The sequence below is a fragment of the Pseudodesulfovibrio piezophilus C1TLV30 genome (assembly GCF_000341895.1).
Taxonomy (GTDB): domain Bacteria; phylum Desulfobacterota; class Desulfovibrionia; order Desulfovibrionales; family Desulfovibrionaceae; genus Pseudodesulfovibrio; species Pseudodesulfovibrio piezophilus.
The window spans coordinates 3,574,230-3,591,676 of record NC_020409.1; the positions used below are offsets into that span (position 1 = coordinate 3,574,230).

14 protein-coding genes and 4 tRNA genes are annotated in these 17,447 nt (G+C 50.0%); 16 read left to right on the forward strand and 2 right to left on the reverse strand.

Annotated elements, in window-relative coordinates; all coding sequences use genetic code 11:
• Positions 1 to 39 precede the first annotated feature (39 nt).
• Both BN4_RS16490 and BN4_RS16495 read right to left on the reverse strand, forming a co-directional pair.
• A complete protein-coding gene (locus BN4_RS16490; protein WP_015416555.1) occupies positions 40 to 1,071 on the reverse strand; it encodes a chemotaxis protein in 1,032 nt (343 codons plus the stop codon).
• A 64-nt stretch (positions 1,072 to 1,135) separates the two neighbouring features.
• A complete protein-coding gene (locus tag BN4_RS16495) occupies positions 1,136 to 2,155 on the reverse strand; it encodes a tRNA dihydrouridine synthase (RefSeq protein ID WP_015416556.1) in 1,020 nt (339 codons plus the stop codon).
• Positions 2,156 to 2,491: 336 nt separating this feature from the next.
• On the opposite strand from BN4_RS16495, the gene BN4_RS16500 reads away from it, so the two are divergent.
• The 16 genes from BN4_RS16500 to rpsG all read left to right on the forward strand — a co-directional run bounded on the left by BN4_RS16500 (position 2,492) and on the right by rpsG (position 17,436).
• Positions 2,492 to 2,567, forward strand: a tRNA-Thr gene (locus BN4_RS16500).
• Between the two features lie 8 nt (positions 2,568 to 2,575).
• Positions 2,576 to 2,661 (forward strand) — tRNA-Tyr (locus tag BN4_RS16505).
• Positions 2,662 to 2,725: 64 nt separating this feature from the next.
• Positions 2,726 to 2,801 (forward strand) — tRNA-Gly (locus BN4_RS16510).
• Positions 2,802 to 2,984: 183 nt separating this feature from the next.
• Positions 2,985 to 4,178, forward strand: coding sequence for an elongation factor Tu (tuf, locus tag BN4_RS16515; protein WP_015416558.1), 1,194 nt, complete (start codon positions 2,985 to 2,987; stop codon positions 4,176 to 4,178).
• Positions 4,179 to 4,181: 3 nt separating this feature from the next.
• Positions 4,182 to 4,331, forward strand: a complete 150-nt coding sequence (gene rpmG, locus BN4_RS16520) for a 50S ribosomal protein L33 (RefSeq protein WP_015416559.1) — start codon at positions 4,182 to 4,184, stop codon at positions 4,329 to 4,331.
• Between the two features lie 12 nt (positions 4,332 to 4,343).
• A tRNA-Trp gene (locus tag BN4_RS16525) sits at positions 4,344 to 4,420 on the forward strand.
• Between the two features lie 88 nt (positions 4,421 to 4,508).
• Positions 4,509 to 4,766, forward strand: coding sequence for a preprotein translocase subunit SecE (gene secE, locus BN4_RS16530; RefSeq protein WP_015416560.1), 258 nt, complete (start codon positions 4,509 to 4,511; stop codon positions 4,764 to 4,766).
• 32 nt (positions 4,767 to 4,798) lie between these two features.
• Complete coding sequence (nusG, locus tag BN4_RS16535) at positions 4,799 to 5,356, forward strand: transcription termination/antitermination protein NusG (protein ID WP_015416561.1); 558 nt, start codon at positions 4,799 to 4,801, stop codon at positions 5,354 to 5,356.
• Between the two features lie 45 nt (positions 5,357 to 5,401).
• Entirely contained in the window at positions 5,402 to 5,827 is a 426-nt protein-coding gene (rplK, locus tag BN4_RS16540; protein WP_015416562.1) for a 50S ribosomal protein L11, read from the forward strand.
• 14 nt (positions 5,828 to 5,841) lie between these two features.
• Positions 5,842 to 6,552, forward strand: a complete 711-nt coding sequence (gene rplA / locus BN4_RS16545) for a 50S ribosomal protein L1 (protein WP_015416563.1) — start codon at positions 5,842 to 5,844, stop codon at positions 6,550 to 6,552.
• A 149-nt stretch (positions 6,553 to 6,701) separates the two neighbouring features.
• Positions 6,702 to 7,223, forward strand: coding sequence for a 50S ribosomal protein L10 (gene rplJ, locus BN4_RS16550; protein ID WP_015416564.1), 522 nt, complete (start codon positions 6,702 to 6,704; stop codon positions 7,221 to 7,223).
• A 41-nt stretch (positions 7,224 to 7,264) separates the two neighbouring features.
• Positions 7,265 to 7,648: a 50S ribosomal protein L7/L12 gene (gene rplL, locus BN4_RS16555; protein WP_015416565.1), complete on the forward strand. Its 384-nt coding sequence runs from the start codon at positions 7,265 to 7,267 to the stop codon at positions 7,646 to 7,648.
• A gap of 300 nt (positions 7,649 to 7,948) precedes the next feature.
• Positions 7,949 to 12,058: a DNA-directed RNA polymerase subunit beta gene (gene rpoB, locus BN4_RS16560; RefSeq protein WP_015416566.1), complete on the forward strand. Its 4,110-nt coding sequence runs from the start codon at positions 7,949 to 7,951 to the stop codon at positions 12,056 to 12,058.
• 84 nt (positions 12,059 to 12,142) lie between these two features.
• Positions 12,143 to 16,291, forward strand: a complete 4,149-nt coding sequence (rpoC, locus tag BN4_RS16565; protein ID WP_015416567.1) for a DNA-directed RNA polymerase subunit beta' — start codon at positions 12,143 to 12,145, stop codon at positions 16,289 to 16,291.
• Positions 16,292 to 16,496: 205 nt separating this feature from the next.
• Positions 16,497 to 16,868 (forward strand): 30S ribosomal protein S12, encoded by a 372-nt coding sequence (gene rpsL / locus BN4_RS16570; RefSeq protein ID WP_015416568.1) that lies wholly within the window; start codon positions 16,497 to 16,499, stop codon positions 16,866 to 16,868.
• A gap of 97 nt (positions 16,869 to 16,965) precedes the next feature.
• Entirely contained in the window at positions 16,966 to 17,436 is a 471-nt protein-coding gene (gene rpsG, locus BN4_RS16575) for a 30S ribosomal protein S7 (RefSeq protein WP_015416569.1), read from the forward strand.
• Positions 17,437 to 17,447: the final 11 nt, after the last annotated feature.

A 17,447-nucleotide genomic window follows, 5' to 3' on the forward strand; every position in this document is an offset into this window, starting at 1 on the left:
TCTCCGGGGCCTTCTTGTATTCAATCCAGTGAATGAGGATCAGCGAGTTCCCAGTCGTTCCGCCTGTTCTCTTTCTACAATGAGTGCCGCTGCGCGGCGGGCAAGCTGTGTGATTTCCGGTTTGGAAATCTGATCATCAGCGCCAACCGTCAAGCCCCGGTGACGAAGTTTTTCGGTTATCAAAGAAGAGAAGAGAATGACGGGCAAATCCTTCATGATCGGATCTTCCTTGATGCGTTTGGTCAAGTGATGTCCATCCATCATAGGCATTTCAATGTCGGAAACAATAACTTGAACAAAATCAGTGATTGGACGATTTTCTTCCACCGCCATCTGTCTTATTTCCTTCAGGCGATCCCAACACTCTCTGCCATTGTTGGTCTTTTCCACCCGAAACCCTGCCTGGCCCAGCATGTCGTGAATCATTTCTCGGATGAGAGGGGAGTCATCGGCAATAAGCGCTTTATACCCTGTATGCGCGATGTTCTCGAAGGTGTCATCCAGCTTGAGGCGCATGGTCGGATTCAATTCAGAAACAATACGTTCCAGATCAAGGATGAAAACGATACGGTTATCGAATTTGACAACTCCTGTGATGGAGTCTCCGGACAGGGCGGAGACATAGCGGTTAGGAGCTTCGACATCTTCCCAACTGATACGATGGATGCGAGTGACACCGGAGACCATGAAAGCCGACGTTATCTGGTTGAATTCTGTCACAATGACTTTGGGAGGTTCATTTTCAATGCGTTTTTTCTTGAGCCAGACAGACAAATCGAGCAGCGGAATGATGCGGGAGCGAAGATTGAACGCCCCCAGCACCGATTTATGTGAAACTTCCGGCATCTCGGTAACTTCCGGCATTCTGATGATTTCCAGAACCTTCGCAACGTTAACGCCGTAGTAGCTTTTACGGCTAATCTTTTTCCCTTCGCCGTTATTGTGCTCGATTATTTCCTGATTAAGCTCGCCATCACTTTCTCCCTTGGGTTCTTCCTCAAGGTAGAATTCGACGATCTCAAGCTCGTTTGTGCCTGCTTCAAGCAATATCTCGGTTGTTCCGGTGGACATGAAAGCACCGTTTCCTTTTTCAAGAGTTCGAAAGAGTTCTGTGCGTTAGACTCTTATTTAACCGTTATTGCGGAATCTCGTCAATGAGAGTTTCCGGAGTGGCTGGTTCTGCGGCTTCCAAGGTTGCCATTATAGATGTCGCCTTTTCGAGTTCGTCCCAGTCCTGGCATTGCAGAAGAGAGGCTCGCAAGGACCGTATCCCTCTTAAGCCCTTTGCATAACGAGGAATTATTGAACGTATCTTTCTGAATGATCGGTCATCTCCCTCATAGGTGCGAGTCAGCCTGATATGTTCACGGACAACTTCAGCCAGGGCTGTTCCTGTGCGGAGGGTGGGGATTTCCCCGTTCTGCAATGCCGTGAAACGAGAAAAAATAGCTGGGTCATAAAGCGCACCGCGAGCGAACATCACGGTGTCTATTCCGGTTTCCTGAATACATCGGACACCGTCTTCAGCCGTAAACAGATCGCCAGAGCCAATCACCGGGATAGAAACTGCGTCTTTCAACAGTTTGAGTTTGGTCCAATCTGCAGAGCCGGAAAACATCTGCTTGCCATAACGTGGATGCATAGTCACCCAATCGACGCCGACGTCCTGAAGACGTTTACCTAATTCTATATATATGTCTTCGCCGTTTTTGAACCCGAGGCGAAATTTTATACCAACACGGCCGCCTTCTGGGTGTACTTCGGCGCTTCTTACCATTATTGAAGCCAATTGGACGAGTTTGTCTATGTCGTCCATGAGTTTGACGCCGCTGCCGGATTTGAGGACTTTGCGAACCGGGCATCCTGCATTCAGGTCAAAGTTGCGATATCCGAGTCCGACAAGCTCTTCCATGACGGGTTTGAAATAGTGCGGATCAGCCCCGAATAATTGGAGGACCATGGGGTCATCCTCAGGGCAGGTCGCTATCAAACGTTGCGTTCCGACATTGGCAAATGCCATGCCTTTCACGCTGACCATTTCTGAACAGCAGACACTACACCCAAATTTTTTGGAGAGCAGTCGAAAGGGAAGATCGGAATATCCTGCTAAGGGGGCAAGCCAAGGAGAATCTTTTTGTATAATAATTTCACTCATGGTGAGAAGCTCATAATGGGAGTTTTCAGATCAGTCAAAGAGAAAGGGTGAAGGCACCCATGAGACGATGAAAAAAGGAGTGGAAACGGTGAAACCGCGTCATAGGGCGCTTTTATAGGGATTAAGGCTAAATATGTAAACGTTTTGGTGGTCTGTATCTTGAAATTATTTCGAAAAAATACAAGAAGAGGGTTGACAAAAAGGCTCTTTCCAACTTAAACACGCCCGTCTTCGAGCGAAAGGTTTCACGAAACAGCATGTAAATGCAGATTGTGAAGAAAAACCAAAAAAACTCTTGCTTTTTGAAATATTGATGGATAAGACTTCGTTCCCGGTGCTGGCGTAGCTCAATTGGTAGAGCAGCTGATTTGTAATCAGCAGGTTGCGGGTTCAAGTCCCATCGCCAGCTCCAAAGACAATGGTGGGGTTCCCGAGTGGCCAAAGGGAACAGACTGTAAATCTGTCGGCGTTCGCCTTCGGAGGTTCAAATCCTCCCCCCACCACCACGAATTTCATAGCCGCGCTGTAGGAGATGCCCCCAAGAGGGGTGTTGGTGACTACGGAGAGTGAGCGGGAATAGCTCAATTGGTAGAGCATCAGCCTTCCAAGCTGAGGGTTGCGGGTTCGAGTCCCGTTTCCCGCTCCACGTTCTATCTCTCAAGTCACATATTCTCCTTAATAGAATCGGGCTCAGCCCGGAAAGCAGGCGGTCATGTCTTGATAAAAGACGTGAATACCGGTACTAGCCCGGTCATGGACAGGCTTGTCCATGACTTTGTTTATTTTAGAGTAATAAAAACTATACAACTTTTACGTTAGGGGGATCACAATGGGTAAAGCTAAATTTGAACGTAGCAAGCCTCACGTTAACGTCGGAACCATTGGTCACATTGACCATGGTAAGACTACTCTGACTGCTGCTATCACCAAACTGGCCGCCATGGCTGGTCACGGCGAATACGTTGCTTTCGATGAGATCGATAAGGCTCCTGAAGAAAAAGAGCGCGGCATTACCATCGCTACAGCTCACGTCGAGTACGAGACTGCAAATCGTCACTATGCTCACGTGGACTGCCCCGGTCACGCCGATTACATCAAGAACATGATCACAGGTGCTGCCCAGATGGATGGCGCTATTCTGGTCTGCGCAGCCACTGATGGTCCCATGCCTCAGACTCGTGAGCACATCCTGCTCGCTCGTCAGGTTGGTGTGCCCGCAATGGTCGTCTTCCTGAATAAATGCGACATGGTTGATGACGAGGAGTTGCTTGAGCTGGTCGAGATGGAAGTTCGTGAGCTGCTCGACAAGTACGAATTCCCCGGTGACGATATTCCAGTCATCCTGGGTTCCGCTTTGAAAGCTCTGGAATGCGATTCCGTTGATGACGAAGCTGCCAAGCCCATTTATGAGCTGCTCGAAGCCTGTGATTCCTACATCCCTGAGCCAGAGCGCGACATTGATATGCCGTTCCTGATGCCTGTTGAGGATGTTTTCTCCATCTCCGGTCGTGGTACTGTTATCACCGGCCGTGTAGAGCGCGGTGTTATCACCGTTGGTGAAGAAGTCGAAATCGTTGGTATCAAGGACACCATCAAGACCACCTGCACAGGTGTCGAGATGTTCCGTAAGCTGCTTGATCAGGGTCAGGCCGGTGACAACGTCGGTCTGCTGATTCGTGGAGTTAAGCGTGAAGAAGTCGAGCGTGGTCAGGTTGCTGCCAAGCCCGGTTCCATCAACCCGCACACCAAGTTCAAGGCTGAGGTCTACGTCCTCTCCAAAGACGAAGGTGGACGCCACACCCCGTTTTTCTCCGGTTACCGTCCTCAGTTCTACTTCCGTACAACTGACATCACTGGTGTCGTTACTCTGGAAGATGGTATCGAGATGGTTATGCCCGGCGATAACGCCACTTTCAATGTCGAGATGATTGCACCTATCGCCATGGAAATCGGACTGCGCTTCGCTATTCGCGAAGGTGGACGTACCGTTGGTGCAGGTGTTGTCACCGAGATCGTGGAGTAACACATGCGCATCAATATTCAACTGCAGTGCACAGAGTGCAAGCGTAAGAACTACGCAACGCAGAAGAACAAGAAGAATACTACAGGTCGTCTGGAAGTGAGCAAGTATTGTCCATGGGACAAGAAGCACACTCTCCACAAAGAGTCCAAGTAGATTCGATAGAGCAGGGGTATAGTTCCAACGGCTAGAACGCCGGTCTCCAAAACCGGATGCTGGGGGTTCGAATCCCTCTACCCCTGCCAATTAAGTCTTTGAAAGCGGGCGTTTCGGGGCCTTGTCAATGAAGGCAAGGCTCTGCGACCCGCTCAATAATTTGGGAAGAAGAAAGTTATGGCCAAGAGAAAAGGCAAAAAAGCCACAGAGAAGCAGGCCGCGCAGGCAACTGCTACCGGTCCCGTCGGAAAGGTCAAAGAATTCGTAGAGTTCTTTGAGGAATCCAAGGTCGAGATCAAAAAGGTTGTCTGGCCGACTCGAAAGGAAATCGTAACCACGAGTGTCGCCGTGCTTGTCGTGAGTATTGTCATAGCCCTGTATCTTGGGCTTGTCGATCTTGCGTTCTCTAAGTTCGTCGAGGCCATACTGTCCTAAGTCCCTTTTACGAGCAAAGGCTGGATCACACTATGGATGCCATATTGGAACAAGCTTCTCCCCGCGCACGTTGGTACATTGTTCATACCTATTCAGGTTTTGAACAGCGTGTCGAGTTGACCGTCAAGGAGATGATGCGGACAGGGCAAGACAAGGGTCTCATTGAAGAGGTCGTCATGCCCACCGAAAAGATCGTCGAGATGGTTAAGGGTGAGCGTAAAACGTCCACCAGGAAGTTTTACCCCGGGTATATCATGATCAAAATGATTTTGACCGATGATACCTGGCATCTGATTCAGTCCATCCCGCGTGTCACCGGGTTTGTCGGTGGTAAAAATCGACCGACTCCAATGCGTGATAGCGAGGCGGAGAACATTCTCAACATGATGGAAAGCCGTCAGGAAAAACCTCGTCCCAAGTTCAACTTTGAGCGCAGTGATGAGGTCCGGGTCATTGATGGTCCGTTCAGCGGTTTTAACGGTGTTGTGGAAGAAGTCAATTACGACAAGGGAAAACTCAAGGTTTCCGTCTCCATTTTCGGGCGTCAAACTCCAGTGGAGCTTGACTTTGTCCAAGTGGACAAAGGGTAGCCCGCATATTCTCGCTAACTGCGAAATTTCTCATCGAGGAATACAATGGCCAAGAAAGAATTAGGAAAGATCAAACTGCAGATACCTGCAGGTGGCGCCAATCCTTCCCCGCCGGTCGGTCCGGCTCTGGGACAACATGGTGTCAACATTATGGAATTCTGTAAGGCATTTAATGCCAAGACACAGGACCAGAAGGGACTCATCATCCCTGTCGTCATCACGGTTTATGCAGACCGTTCCTTTGACTTCATCACCAAGACCCCACCTGCAGCAGTGCTGCTTCTCAAGGCCGCAGGCCTGGAGAAAGGTTCTGGTGAGCCGAACAAGGAAAAGGTCGGTAAAGTCACCCGAGCCCAGGTTCAGGAGATCGCCGAGTTGAAGATGGTGGATTTGAACGCCAATGACATCGAGAATGCGATGCTGCAGATTGAGGGCACCGCCCGCAGCATGGGTATCGATATCAAAGGCTAGTGAGGAAATAAGAAATGCCTAAGCATGGAAAAAATTACCGCAATGCTGTCGGTGATCGCGACATAGTCGCTCGTGTCTCTGTTGAAGACGGTGTTAAGACCGCTGTAGAAAGCGCCTTCGCCAAATTCGACGAGACCGTCGATGTCGCCATCAACCTCGGTGTTGATCCCAAATACTCTGACCAGATGATCCGTGGTGCAGTCAGCCTGCCTAACGGGCTGGGCAAAGACGTCCGTGTGGTCGTTTTTTGCAAGCCTGAGAAGGAAGCTGAAGCCAAGGAAGCCGGGGCCGACTTTGCTGGTTCTGATGAGCTGGTCGAGAAGATTCAGGGTGGTTGGTTGGATTTCGACAAAGCTGTTGCAACCCCGGACATGATGGCCGTGGTTGGTAAGATTGGTCGAGTTCTGGGACCCCGCGGGTTGATGCCGAATGCCAAGACAGGAACTGTGACAATGGATGTTGCCACAGCCGTTACTGAACTCAAGGCCGGTAAGGTCGAGTTCAAGGTCGACAAGGCCGGTATTCTGCACGCCCCGATCGGGAAAGTTTCCTTTGGCGCTGAGAAATTGTGTGAAAACCTGAGGACTCTTTTGTCCAAGGTTGTCAGCATGAAGCCTTCTTCTGCCAAGGGAACGTACATGAAGTCTGTGGCTGTTGCCACGACCATGGGACCCGGTGTCAAAATCGATCCTGTGACTGTCCGGAAATTTCTGGATATAAACTAAATGGTATGCCGGGCACCTCTTTCCCGGGGTGCCCTGTAGATAACGCACGGGAAGTTGAGTCAGAGACGGCAGGTGGGGCCTGTGTCCCCTTAAAATCCTGCTCAGACAACGCTTTGACCTGCTTTCCGGGCCTAGACGAGGAGTGGTAGATGAACAGGCAAGAAAAAGCCCAGATCATCGAGCAGCTGAACGAAAAGGCTGCGCGGGCGAGCATTGCCGTCGTCACTGACTTCAAGAGCTTGAGTGTTGAGGAGCTGACTGTGCTCCGTTCCAAGTGCTTTGAAGCCGGTGTAGACTACCAAGTCGTCAAGAACACCCTGGCCCGGTTGGCTCTCAAGGACACCGATCACGGTGGCCTGAGCGAACACTTTAAAGAGAACTGCGCTGTTGCATTGGGTTACGAAGATCCTGTTGCTCTTGCAAAAGTGCTGGCCGATTTCGATAAGGAGAACAAAAAGTTTTCCATTCGTTTCGGTTCTCTTGAAGGGAAGTTTCTTGATAACGACGGCGTGAAGGAACTCGCCAAGATGCCCAGCAAGCCTGAGCTTCTGAGTTCCGTACTCGGCACCATGCAGGCCGTACCGCGCAATTTCGTTTGCTTGTTCGCAAACATCGAACGCAAATTCCTGTATGCCTTGACTGCCATCAAGGAACAGAAGGAAGCTGCGTAAACAAGGTTCAAAGCGAATCGATTTCTTAAGGAGAATTTATCATGGCTGATATCACTAAAGAACAAGTTGTCGAGTTCATCGGCAACATGACTGTCCTGGAACTGTCCGAATTCATTAAAGAGCTCGAAGATGTCTTCGGCGTTGAAGCTGCTGCTCCCGCTGCTGCTGTCATGGCTGCTCCGGTTGCTGGTGAAGCTGCCGCTGCTGAAGAGCAGACTGAATTCGACGTTATCCTGAAGGGTGCTGGCGGCAACAAAATCGCCGTCATTAAAGCCGTTCGCGCTATCACCGGTCTGGGCTTGAAAGAAGCCAAGGCAATCGTTGATGAAGCTCCCAAGGCTCTCAAGGAAGGCGTTTCCAAGGACGAGGCTGACGAGGCTGCTAAGCAGCTTGAGGAAGCTGGCGCCGAAGTTGAAGTTAAATAACTTCAGCCATTTAAGCTATTCATAGCAGAGAGCGCTCACCCTGAAAAATGGGTGTTGCGCTCTTTGCTCTGTCTATGTATATACTGGATAAATAGCCTTACATTCTGGGTTTAAGCTTACGAAGGCGCGAAAGCGTCTGCTCCTCGTTGAAACATGTGCCGAAAAAGCATGTATCGGCCATGGCTTAGCACCCCGTTTTCTCGCAGCGGCATCATCCACGAGTCGCTGTGCCGACTGAGGGCAAGGGTTGCCACGTAAACCCCACGTCCCAACCATCAACCACTCATACATGAGGGTACAATGGGTCATTTCAGAAAAACATTCGGTAGCATCGTCAACACGCTTCCTATCCCGCATCTGCTCGAATTGCAGGTCGACTCTTACAAGCGCTTCTTGCAAGAGGGCACTTTACCTGCCAGCCGAGGAGACTTCGGTCTTGAGGGCGTGTATCGGTCCGTGTTTCCCATTGAAGATTTCAACAAGACCGCTAGCCTTGATTTTGTCAGTTATGACATTGGTGAACCAAAATACGACGTCGATGAGTGCATTTCGAAAGGTCTGACCTACGAAGCGCCCATTCGTATAACTGTCCGTCTCGTAGTTTTCGACGTGGATGAAGAGACAGGCAACCGCACCATTCGTGACATCAAGGAACAGGACATATACTTCGGGACTATCCCGTTGATGACTGAAAAGGGAACGTACGTCATCAATGGAACCGAGCGTGTCATTGTCAACCAGTTACAACGCTCCCCCGGTATCATTTTCGAACATGATTCCGGTAAGTCACATTCCAGTAGAAAGGTCTTGTACTCAAGCCGGATCATCCCCATGAGAGGGTCCTGGCTTGATTTCGACTTCGATCATAAGGACATCTTGTATGTTCGTATTGACCGTCGTCGCAAGATGCCTGCAACCATTCTTCTTAAGGCCATGGGCCTCTCTCGCGCAGACATCTTGGAGTACTTTTACGATACAGAAAGTTACACTTTGCTTAAAAACAAAGTGATGCGTTCCGTCGTAGATGACCAGTACAGAAAAGAAGTTGCCTTCACTGATATTAAAATCGGTGACAAGGTTGTGGTCAAGGAAGGAGCCAGCATCACCCGTGGTGCCTGGAAGAAGCTCATTAAGAATGATGTGACATCCATTGAAGTGGATCCCACATCACTTTATGGTCTTTATCTGGCTGCCGATATGGTAGACAAGCACGGTGAGGTTATAGCCGAAGCCGCAGAAGAATTGACGCTTGAGTTGGTCGAAAAAATACGTGACGCCAAGGTCAAGGAGCTTAATGTTCTCCATACCCGCGGCATGGAAGTTTCCGACGCTCTTCGCAATACGCTCTTGCTTGACAAGACCACTGATATGGAGACTGCTCAGATCGAGATTTATCGACGTCTGCGTCCCAGTTCTCCTCCGACTCCCGAGATTGCTTCCAACTTCTTTGAGAACTTGTTCCGTAGCTCGGACTATTATGATCTCTCCAGTGTTGGCCGTTATAAATTGAATTCCCGTTTGAATCAGGAAGTGGACCTCAATACCCGCACCCTGAACAACGAGGACATTCTGCTGGCTGTCAAGGAGTTGATGCGACTCAAGGACACTCACGGACCTGCTGATGATATTGATCATCTTGGTAACCGTCGAGTTCGTCCGGTGGGCGAACTGGTCGAAAACCAGTATCGTATTGGACTTGTTCGCATGGAACGGGCCATCAAGGAGCGTATGAGCCTGCAGGAAGTGGCCACGCTCATGCCTCATGACCTCATCAATCCAAAGCCGGTAGCCGCTGTGTTGAAAGAGTTCTTCGGAACTTCACAGCTGAGCCAGTTCATGGATCAAACCAACCCTCTTTCCGAAGTGACACACAAACGTCGCCTTTCGGCTTTGGGACCCGGTGGTTTGACTCGCGAACGTGCAGGCTTTGAGGTTCGAGATGTTCATACTTCTCACTATGGCCGTATCTGCCCGATTGAGACTCCTGAAGGACCGAATATTGGTCTGATCGTCTCTTTGACCACCTATGCCAAAGTCAACGATTACGGATTCATCGAAACACCGTATCGTATGGTCAAAGACAAGCAGACGACAAACGAAATATACTACATGGACGCCTCCAAGGAAGCTAAGGAGACCGTGGCTCAGGCCAACGCCCCTCTCGATGCTAATGGAGTTTTCGTCAATCCGCGTGTCAATGCGCGCATAGCGGGTGATGTTCAGCTGACCGCAGCTGAAGATGTCACCTGCATGGATATCAGCCCAAGTCAGACGGTTTCGATCTCTGCGGCGCTGATTCCGTTCCTGGAACATGATGATGCCAACCGCGCACTCATGGGATCGAACATGATGCGGCAGGCTGTCCCGTTGTTACAGGCTGAACAGCCTCTGGTCGGAACCGGCATGGAAGGCCCGGTCGCTCGCGATTCCGGAGCCTGCGTGCTTGCCGAGGAAGATGGAGTTGTTCATTACGTTGACTCCGAAAGAGTTGTTGTCAACTACGAGGGTGGCATCTACGGGAAATCCGGTGGTTCCAAGCACTATGAGTTCCAGAAATGGCACAAGTCCAACCAGAACTCCTGTTTCGGGCAACGCCCGAAAGTCCAGGTTGGTCAGGTTGTCAAGAAAGGAGCTGTCCTCGCTGATGGTCCTGGAATTGACGATGGAGAACTTGCTCTTGGTAAGAACCTGCTTGTCGCGTTCATGCCTTGGTGCGGGTTTAACTTCGAGGATTCCATTCTCATTTCCGAACGTATGGTCAAGGAAGACGTGTTCACCTCGATTCATATTGAGGAATTTGAACTGGTTGCCCGCGATACCAAATTAGGACCCGAAGAAGTCACGCGTGATATCTCAAACGTCTCTGAAGAGATGCTGAGAAATCTGGATGACTGCGGTATTATTCGGATTGGTGCCCGCATCAAGCCTGATGATATCATGGTTGGTAAGATTACCCCCAAAGGTGAGACCCAGCTGACTCCTGAAGAGAAATTGCTTCGCGCCATTTTCGGCGATAAAGCCCGTGATGTGAAGAACACCTCGTTGAAAGTGCCGCCGGGAATCTCAGGGACTATTGTTGATGTCAAAGTCTTCAACCGTCGTTCTTCGGACAAGGATGATCGGACCAAGGCAATCGAGGATGCAGAACTTGCAGCATTCGATGCCAAGGAAGTGAAGCACATCGCAGCATTGACAGATAAAACTCGGGATCGGATCTGGGCAGTTTGCGAAGGCGGAAGGCTCAAGAAAGACCTGGTTGGTTCCAAGAAAACTGTTCTTGGTAAATCTGGTGAAGTTGTTGAGCGTGAAGCCATTGATGGTGTCCCGGTTAAGAAGCTCATCGGTGTCTTTGACCGAGAAGCAAATGATCAAGTGAAACTGATTATCGCGGATTATGAATCCCAGATTCAGTTCATTAATAATATATATGATGTCAAACGCGAGAAGGTCACCGAAGGTGATGATCTGCCTCCGGGAGTCATCAAGATGGTCAAAGTCTACGTCGCCGTGAAACGTAAATTGAGCGTTGGTGATAAAATGGCTGGCCGTCACGGTAATAAAGGTGTTGTTTCCTGCATTCTTCCTGAAGAGGATATGCCGTTCTTCGATGATGGAACCCCGATGGATATCGTTTTGAATCCTCTCGGTGTCCCGTCCCGTATGAACATCGGGCAGATCATGGAAACACATTTGGGTATGGCTGGTCGTAAGCTTGGTATGCAGTTGGCAGAGCAATTGGATGGTTCCATCCAGAACTTGCGCGAGCATGCGAAGGAAGTCTTTGAGACGCCGGACATGGCTGATTTTATCGATACATTGAGTGATGATGAGCTTGTTACTTGTGTCAAGAAAGCCAGCCGGGGCATCGTTGCCAAGACACCGGTTTTCGATGGTGCAAGCGAAGAAGAGATCTGGGGCTGGCTGACCAAGGCCGGTTGTGCTGATGATGGTAAATTCATCTTGTATGATGGCCGCACCGGCGAGCCGTTCCACAGCAGAGTCACAGTGGGTATCATGTATATCCTGAAGCTCCACCATCTGGTTGATGAAAAAATCCATGCCCGTTCCACTGGTCCCTACTCCCTTGTTACTCAGCAGCCGCTGGGTGGTAAGGCTCAGTTTGGTGGTCAGCGTTTGGGTGAGATGGAAGTCTGGGCCCTGGAGGCCTATGGCGCCGCCTACCTTTTGCAGGAATTCCTCACAGTCAAATCCGATGATGTGCAGGGTCGTGTGAAAATGTATGAGAAAATCGTCAAAGGCGACAACTTCCTGGAAGCCGGATTGCCGGAATCCTTCAACGTTCTGGTTAAGGAACTCATGTCGCTGGGTCTTGATGTGACTCTGCATTATGAGGACCGGAAGCGGCCTGCAACTCCCGTTTATAACGGGCCTAAGCCGCTGCATCCATAGAGCCAGGTTGATTTAAGGTGAAATAGCCCGGCCAGTCGAATGGCTGGTCGGGCATCATATAACTTTTTACGATAGGGGATATCCATGACGTTGGACGATCTGTTCACCTTGCGTGGAGCGCCGAATGCCGCGGCTCAGGGCCGCAACCTGAAGGCTATCCAGATATCCATTGCCGCGCCTGAGACCATTCGCGAATGGTCCTTTGGCGAGGTTAAAAAACCGGAAACCATCAATTACCGTACTTTCAAGCCTGAACGTGATGGCCTCTTTTGCGCCAAAATTTTCGGCCCAGTGAAAGACTATGAGTGCAACTGCGGCAAGTACAAGCGCATGAAGCACCGCGGTATTGTTTGCGAAAAGTGCGGAGTCGAGGTTATTGCCTCCAAGGTTCGTCGCGAACGTATGGGGCACATCGAGTTGGCTGCACCGGTTGCGCATATCTGGTTTCTGAAAACCCTGCCATCCAAAATTGGTACATTGCTCGATATCACGATGGCTGATCTCGAGAAGGTGCTGTACTTCGATTCCTTCATCGTTCTTGATCCGGGGGAAACTCCGCTTAAGAAACATCAGGTTGTTTCTGAAGATCAATATTTTCAGGTTATCGACCATTTCGGTGAAGACGCTCTTGAAGTTGGTATGGGAGCTGAAACCGTCCGTACTATGCTTGAAGCGCTTGATTTGCCGACTTTGCGGGCCGACCTGCGTGAAGAGTCTCAGACCACACGGTCGCAGACCAAGAAAAAGAAGATCACGAAACGTCTGAAGATCGTCGAGGCTTTCCTCGAATCAGGTAACAAGCCTGAATGGATGATCATGGAAGTAATTCCCATCATTCCGCCTGAGCTTCGTCCCTTGGTTCCTCTTGATGGTGGACGTTTTGCCACATCTGACCTCAATGATCTCTATCGCCGCGTTATCAACCGCAACAATCGTCTTAAACGATTGTTGGAACTCGGTGCTCCCGAGATTATCATCCGAAATGAAAAAAGGATGTTGCAGGAAGCTGTTGATGCTCTCTTTGATAATGGCCGCCGGGGGCGTGCAATTACGGGTACCAACGGCCGTCCTCTGAAATCCCTGTCAGATATGATCAAGGGTAAACAAGGACGTTTTCGTCAGAACCTGCTTGGTAAACGTGTCGATTATTCCGGGCGTTCAGTTATTGTTGTCGGGCCGAAATTGAAACTGCACCAGTGCGGACTGCCAAAGAAAATGGCTCTTGAGCTTTTCAAGCCTTTTATCTACGCAGAACTGGAAAAACGCGATATCGCCACGACCATCAAGTCTGCAAAGAAAATGGTCGAGCGTGAAGACCTCGTCGTCTGGGATATCCTGGAAGACGTTGTTCGCGAATATCCTATCATGCTCAACCGTGCTCCGACTCTGCACAGACTGGGAATCCAGGCTTTTGAGCCAACACTTGTTGAGGGGAAGGCCATTCAGTTACACCCTCTCGTCTGTTCCGCATATAACGCTGACTTTGACGGTGATCAGATGGCTGTTCACGTTCCATTGTCCGTTGAGGCTCAGATTGAGTGCCGTGTCCTGATGATGTCCACTAACAACATCCTCAGCCCCTCGAATGGAACTCCCATCATTAATCCCTCTCAGGATATTGTTCTTGGTCTGTACTATCTGACCACGCCTCGCTCTTTTGAGAAGGGAGAGGGAATGATCTTCTCCGATCCGGCAGAAGTCATCTCCGCTTATGATCATGGTGCCGTCGGACTGCATGCGCGTGTCAAAGTTCGCATCAATGGGAAATTGGAAGAGACAACCACCGGACGTGTTATCGTCAGTGAGTTGATCCCTGATGAAGTTTCCTTTGATATGGTGAACTGCGTTTTGAATAAAAAGAATATCGCAGCCTTGGTCACTGGCGCTTACCGTACAGCCGGAACCAAAGCGACCGTCATTCTTTGCGATAGGATCAAGGATCTCGGGTACGAGTTCGCTACCCGCGCCGGTGTGACTATTGGTGTCAAGGATCTCAAGATACCTGACGCCAAGGCCGGAATGCTTTCGACCGCCAACAAAGAAGTTGACGAGATCGAAAACCAGTTCCAGGACGGTATCATCACCCGGACAGAGAAATATAACAAGGTCGTGGATGTTTGGACTAAGGTTACAAACGATATCTCCAACGAAATGATGCAGGAAATGTCCACTGATGTGCTGACCGATCCAAAGACCGGCAACACAGAAGTGAACTCCAGCTTCAACCCCATCTACATGATGGCGACGTCTGGAGCCCGTGGTAACCAGGATCAGATGCGCCAGCTTGCCGGTATGCGTGGTTTGATGGCAAAACCATCCGGTGAAATTATTGAAACGCCGATTACCGCTTCTTTCCGTGAAGGCCTTTCAGTCCTTCAGTACTTCATTTCGACTCATGGAGCTCGTAAGGGACTTGCCGATACTGCGCTGAAAACAGCCAACTCAGGGTACCTGACTCGTCGTCTCGTCGATGTCGTTCAGGATGTTACCATTTCCGAGCATGACTGCGGAACTGTCGACGGGCTGGAATTGACTCACCTCATCAAGGGTGGAGAGATCAAGCAGCGTTTGCACGAACGAGTGCTCGGCCGAGTGACCATGTTTGATATTCACAATGAAGATACTGGTGAATTGATCGTCCCAGGGAACACCATTATTGATTCTGCGTATGCCAAGAAACTGGATCAATCCGGAATCAACTCGATTGCCATTCGTTCTGGGCTGACCTGTAAGTCCAAGCAGGGCATTTGCGCTATGTGTTACGGACGAGACCTGGCTCGTGGCCATCTGGTCAATGTTGGTGAGACTGTCGGTATTATCGCTGCGCAGTCTATTGGTGAGCCAGGCACTCAGTTGACCATGCGTACCTTCCATATCGGTGGAACAGCATCCAAAGAGATTGAATCTTCTTCCATTGAGTCTCAGCACAACGGGCGTGTCATCACTTCCCGTATGCGGACTGTTGTTAACTCCGAAGGGTACAAGATGGTGCTCGGAAAGAGTTGTCAGGTCGGCATTGTTGATGAGCAGGGGCGTGAACGTGAAAAATACGTTCTGCCTTCTGGAGCTCGTCTGCTTGTCGAGGATGGACAGGATATTAAAAAGGGAACCCCTCTGGCAGATTGGGACCCATACATGGAACCCTTCATTGTTGATGTCTCCGGAACGATTAAGTTCAAAGATATCATTGAAGGAAAGACCGTTCAGGAAGATCGTACTTCCAAAGCATCCTTTACCATTATGGAATACCGTACGACCAACTATCGCCCATCTGTGGGAATCCTTGGTGAAGACGGTGAACCTGTGCATAGGCCTGGCACCGATATTGATGCCAATTTTGCCATGCCCGTGGGTGCCATTATGATGGTCAAGGATGGCGATAAGGTTACAGCTGGTTCCGTTATCGCTCGTAAGCCTCGTGAATCCTCGAAGACCAAGGATATTGTTGGTGGTCTTCCTCGTGTTGCTGAACTCTTTGAGGTTCGCAAGCCCAAGGATCTCGGGGTTGTCTCTTCTATCGATGGAATTGTTACCTTTGGTGCTGAAACCAAAGGCAAACGCAAAGTCGTTGTTACCCCGGAAGTCGGTGATACAAAGGAATTCCTGATTCCCAAAGGTAAGCATATTACTGTTCAGGAATCTGATTTTGTCGAAGCCGGAGACCTTCTGACCGAAGGTAATCCTGAATTGCACGACATCCTGCGTATTAAGGGTGAAAAACACCTTGCCCGCTACCTTGTTGAAGAAATTCAGGATGTTTATCGCTTCCAGGGCGTTAATATCAACGATAAGCACATAGAAATTATTGTGCGCCAGATGCTCAAGAAGGTTTCCATTCTGGAACCGGGTTCTACCAGCTTCCTCATCGGCGAGCAGGTGGATAAGATTCGGTTCACACTGGAAAATGCCAAGGTTATGGAAGAGGGAGGCAAACCGGCTGTGGCCGAGACATTGGTTCTCGGTATCACACAGGCGTCTTTGTCCACGGATTCTTTCATATCTGCCGCATCCTTCCAGGAGACAACTAAAGTACTTACAGAGGCCTCGCTTAAGGGGAAATGCGATCACCTGCGAGGGCTCAAGGAAAATGTTATCGTCGGCCGTCTGGTTCCTGCTGGAACCGGTTTCCGCAGATACACGGATTCGGATATCATTGTTCCTGACCAGGCTGAACGTCCTGGAAAGTTCCTTGAAGAACTTGAGGACAATCCGCTTTTGGTTGAAACTGAATAATATAATAATACTCGGAAACGAGTGTATAAGAGACTGAATCGATTGGAGAGGCGTGTCCTCTCCAATCTTTTTGGATAAATTGCGGACCCCGCAAAGCAAAAGAATCGGGCAAATCGCTTGACAAGCTCTGTTTTTTTGGAGTACTTGCGGTCCTCTTTGCGCAGTAGTGCGCTTGGTATTGTATTAACTATTGATTGGAGGATTAATGCCTACCATTAACCAGCTTATTCGCAAAAGCCGCAAAGCGCAGCCCAAGCGGAAAAAAACCCCGGCTCTGTTGGAATGCCCTCAGCGTCGTGGTGTTTGCACCAGAGTGTACACAACGACTCCGAAGAAGCCGAACTCCGCGCTTCGTAAGGTTGCTCGTGTGCGCCTGACCAATGGCATCGAAGTCACCGCTTATATCGGTGGTGAAGGCCACAACCTGCAGGAACACTCCGTGGTTCTGATCCGTGGCGGTCGTGTCAAGGATTTGCCCGGTGTTCGTTACCACATCGTTCGCGGCTCTCTCGATACCTCCGGTGTTGATGATCGTCGTCGCGGTCGTTCCAAGTACGGCACCAAACGTCCTAAATAGGTTGTTGCTTTTTTCGTAATGCTCGGGATGGGATGACAAAGTAGGGCGGAGGCTGCCCGAAATAATGTCCCCCCGGCTGAACTTCAAGGAGAAAAAAATGCCTCGTAAAGGTCCTGTCACGAAACGACAGATTCTGCCCGATCCAGTATACGGCAGCAAATTGATAACTCGCTTTATCAACCGTCTGATGCTTGACGGTAAGAAAAGCACCGCGGAAAGAATTTTCTACCAGGCAATTGAAATCCTGGCTGACAAAACCAACGAAGATGCTCTGCGCGCTTTTGAAAAGTGCCTGGATAACATTCGTCCGGCTCTCGAAGTCAAATCTCGCCGTGTCGGTGGGGCTACCTATCAGGTTCCCTTGGAAGTTCGTCCTGATCGCCAGACCGCTCTGGCTATTCGCTGGATGATTTCCTACGCACGCGGTCGTGGTGAAAAGGGTATGGTAGCGCGTCTGTCCGGCGAACTGCTCGATGCTTTCAACAACCGTGGCGGCGCTGTCAAGAAGCGCGAAGATACCCACAAGATGGCTGAAGCCAACAAGGCTTTCGCCCACTACCGCTGGTAGGCACGGAGAAG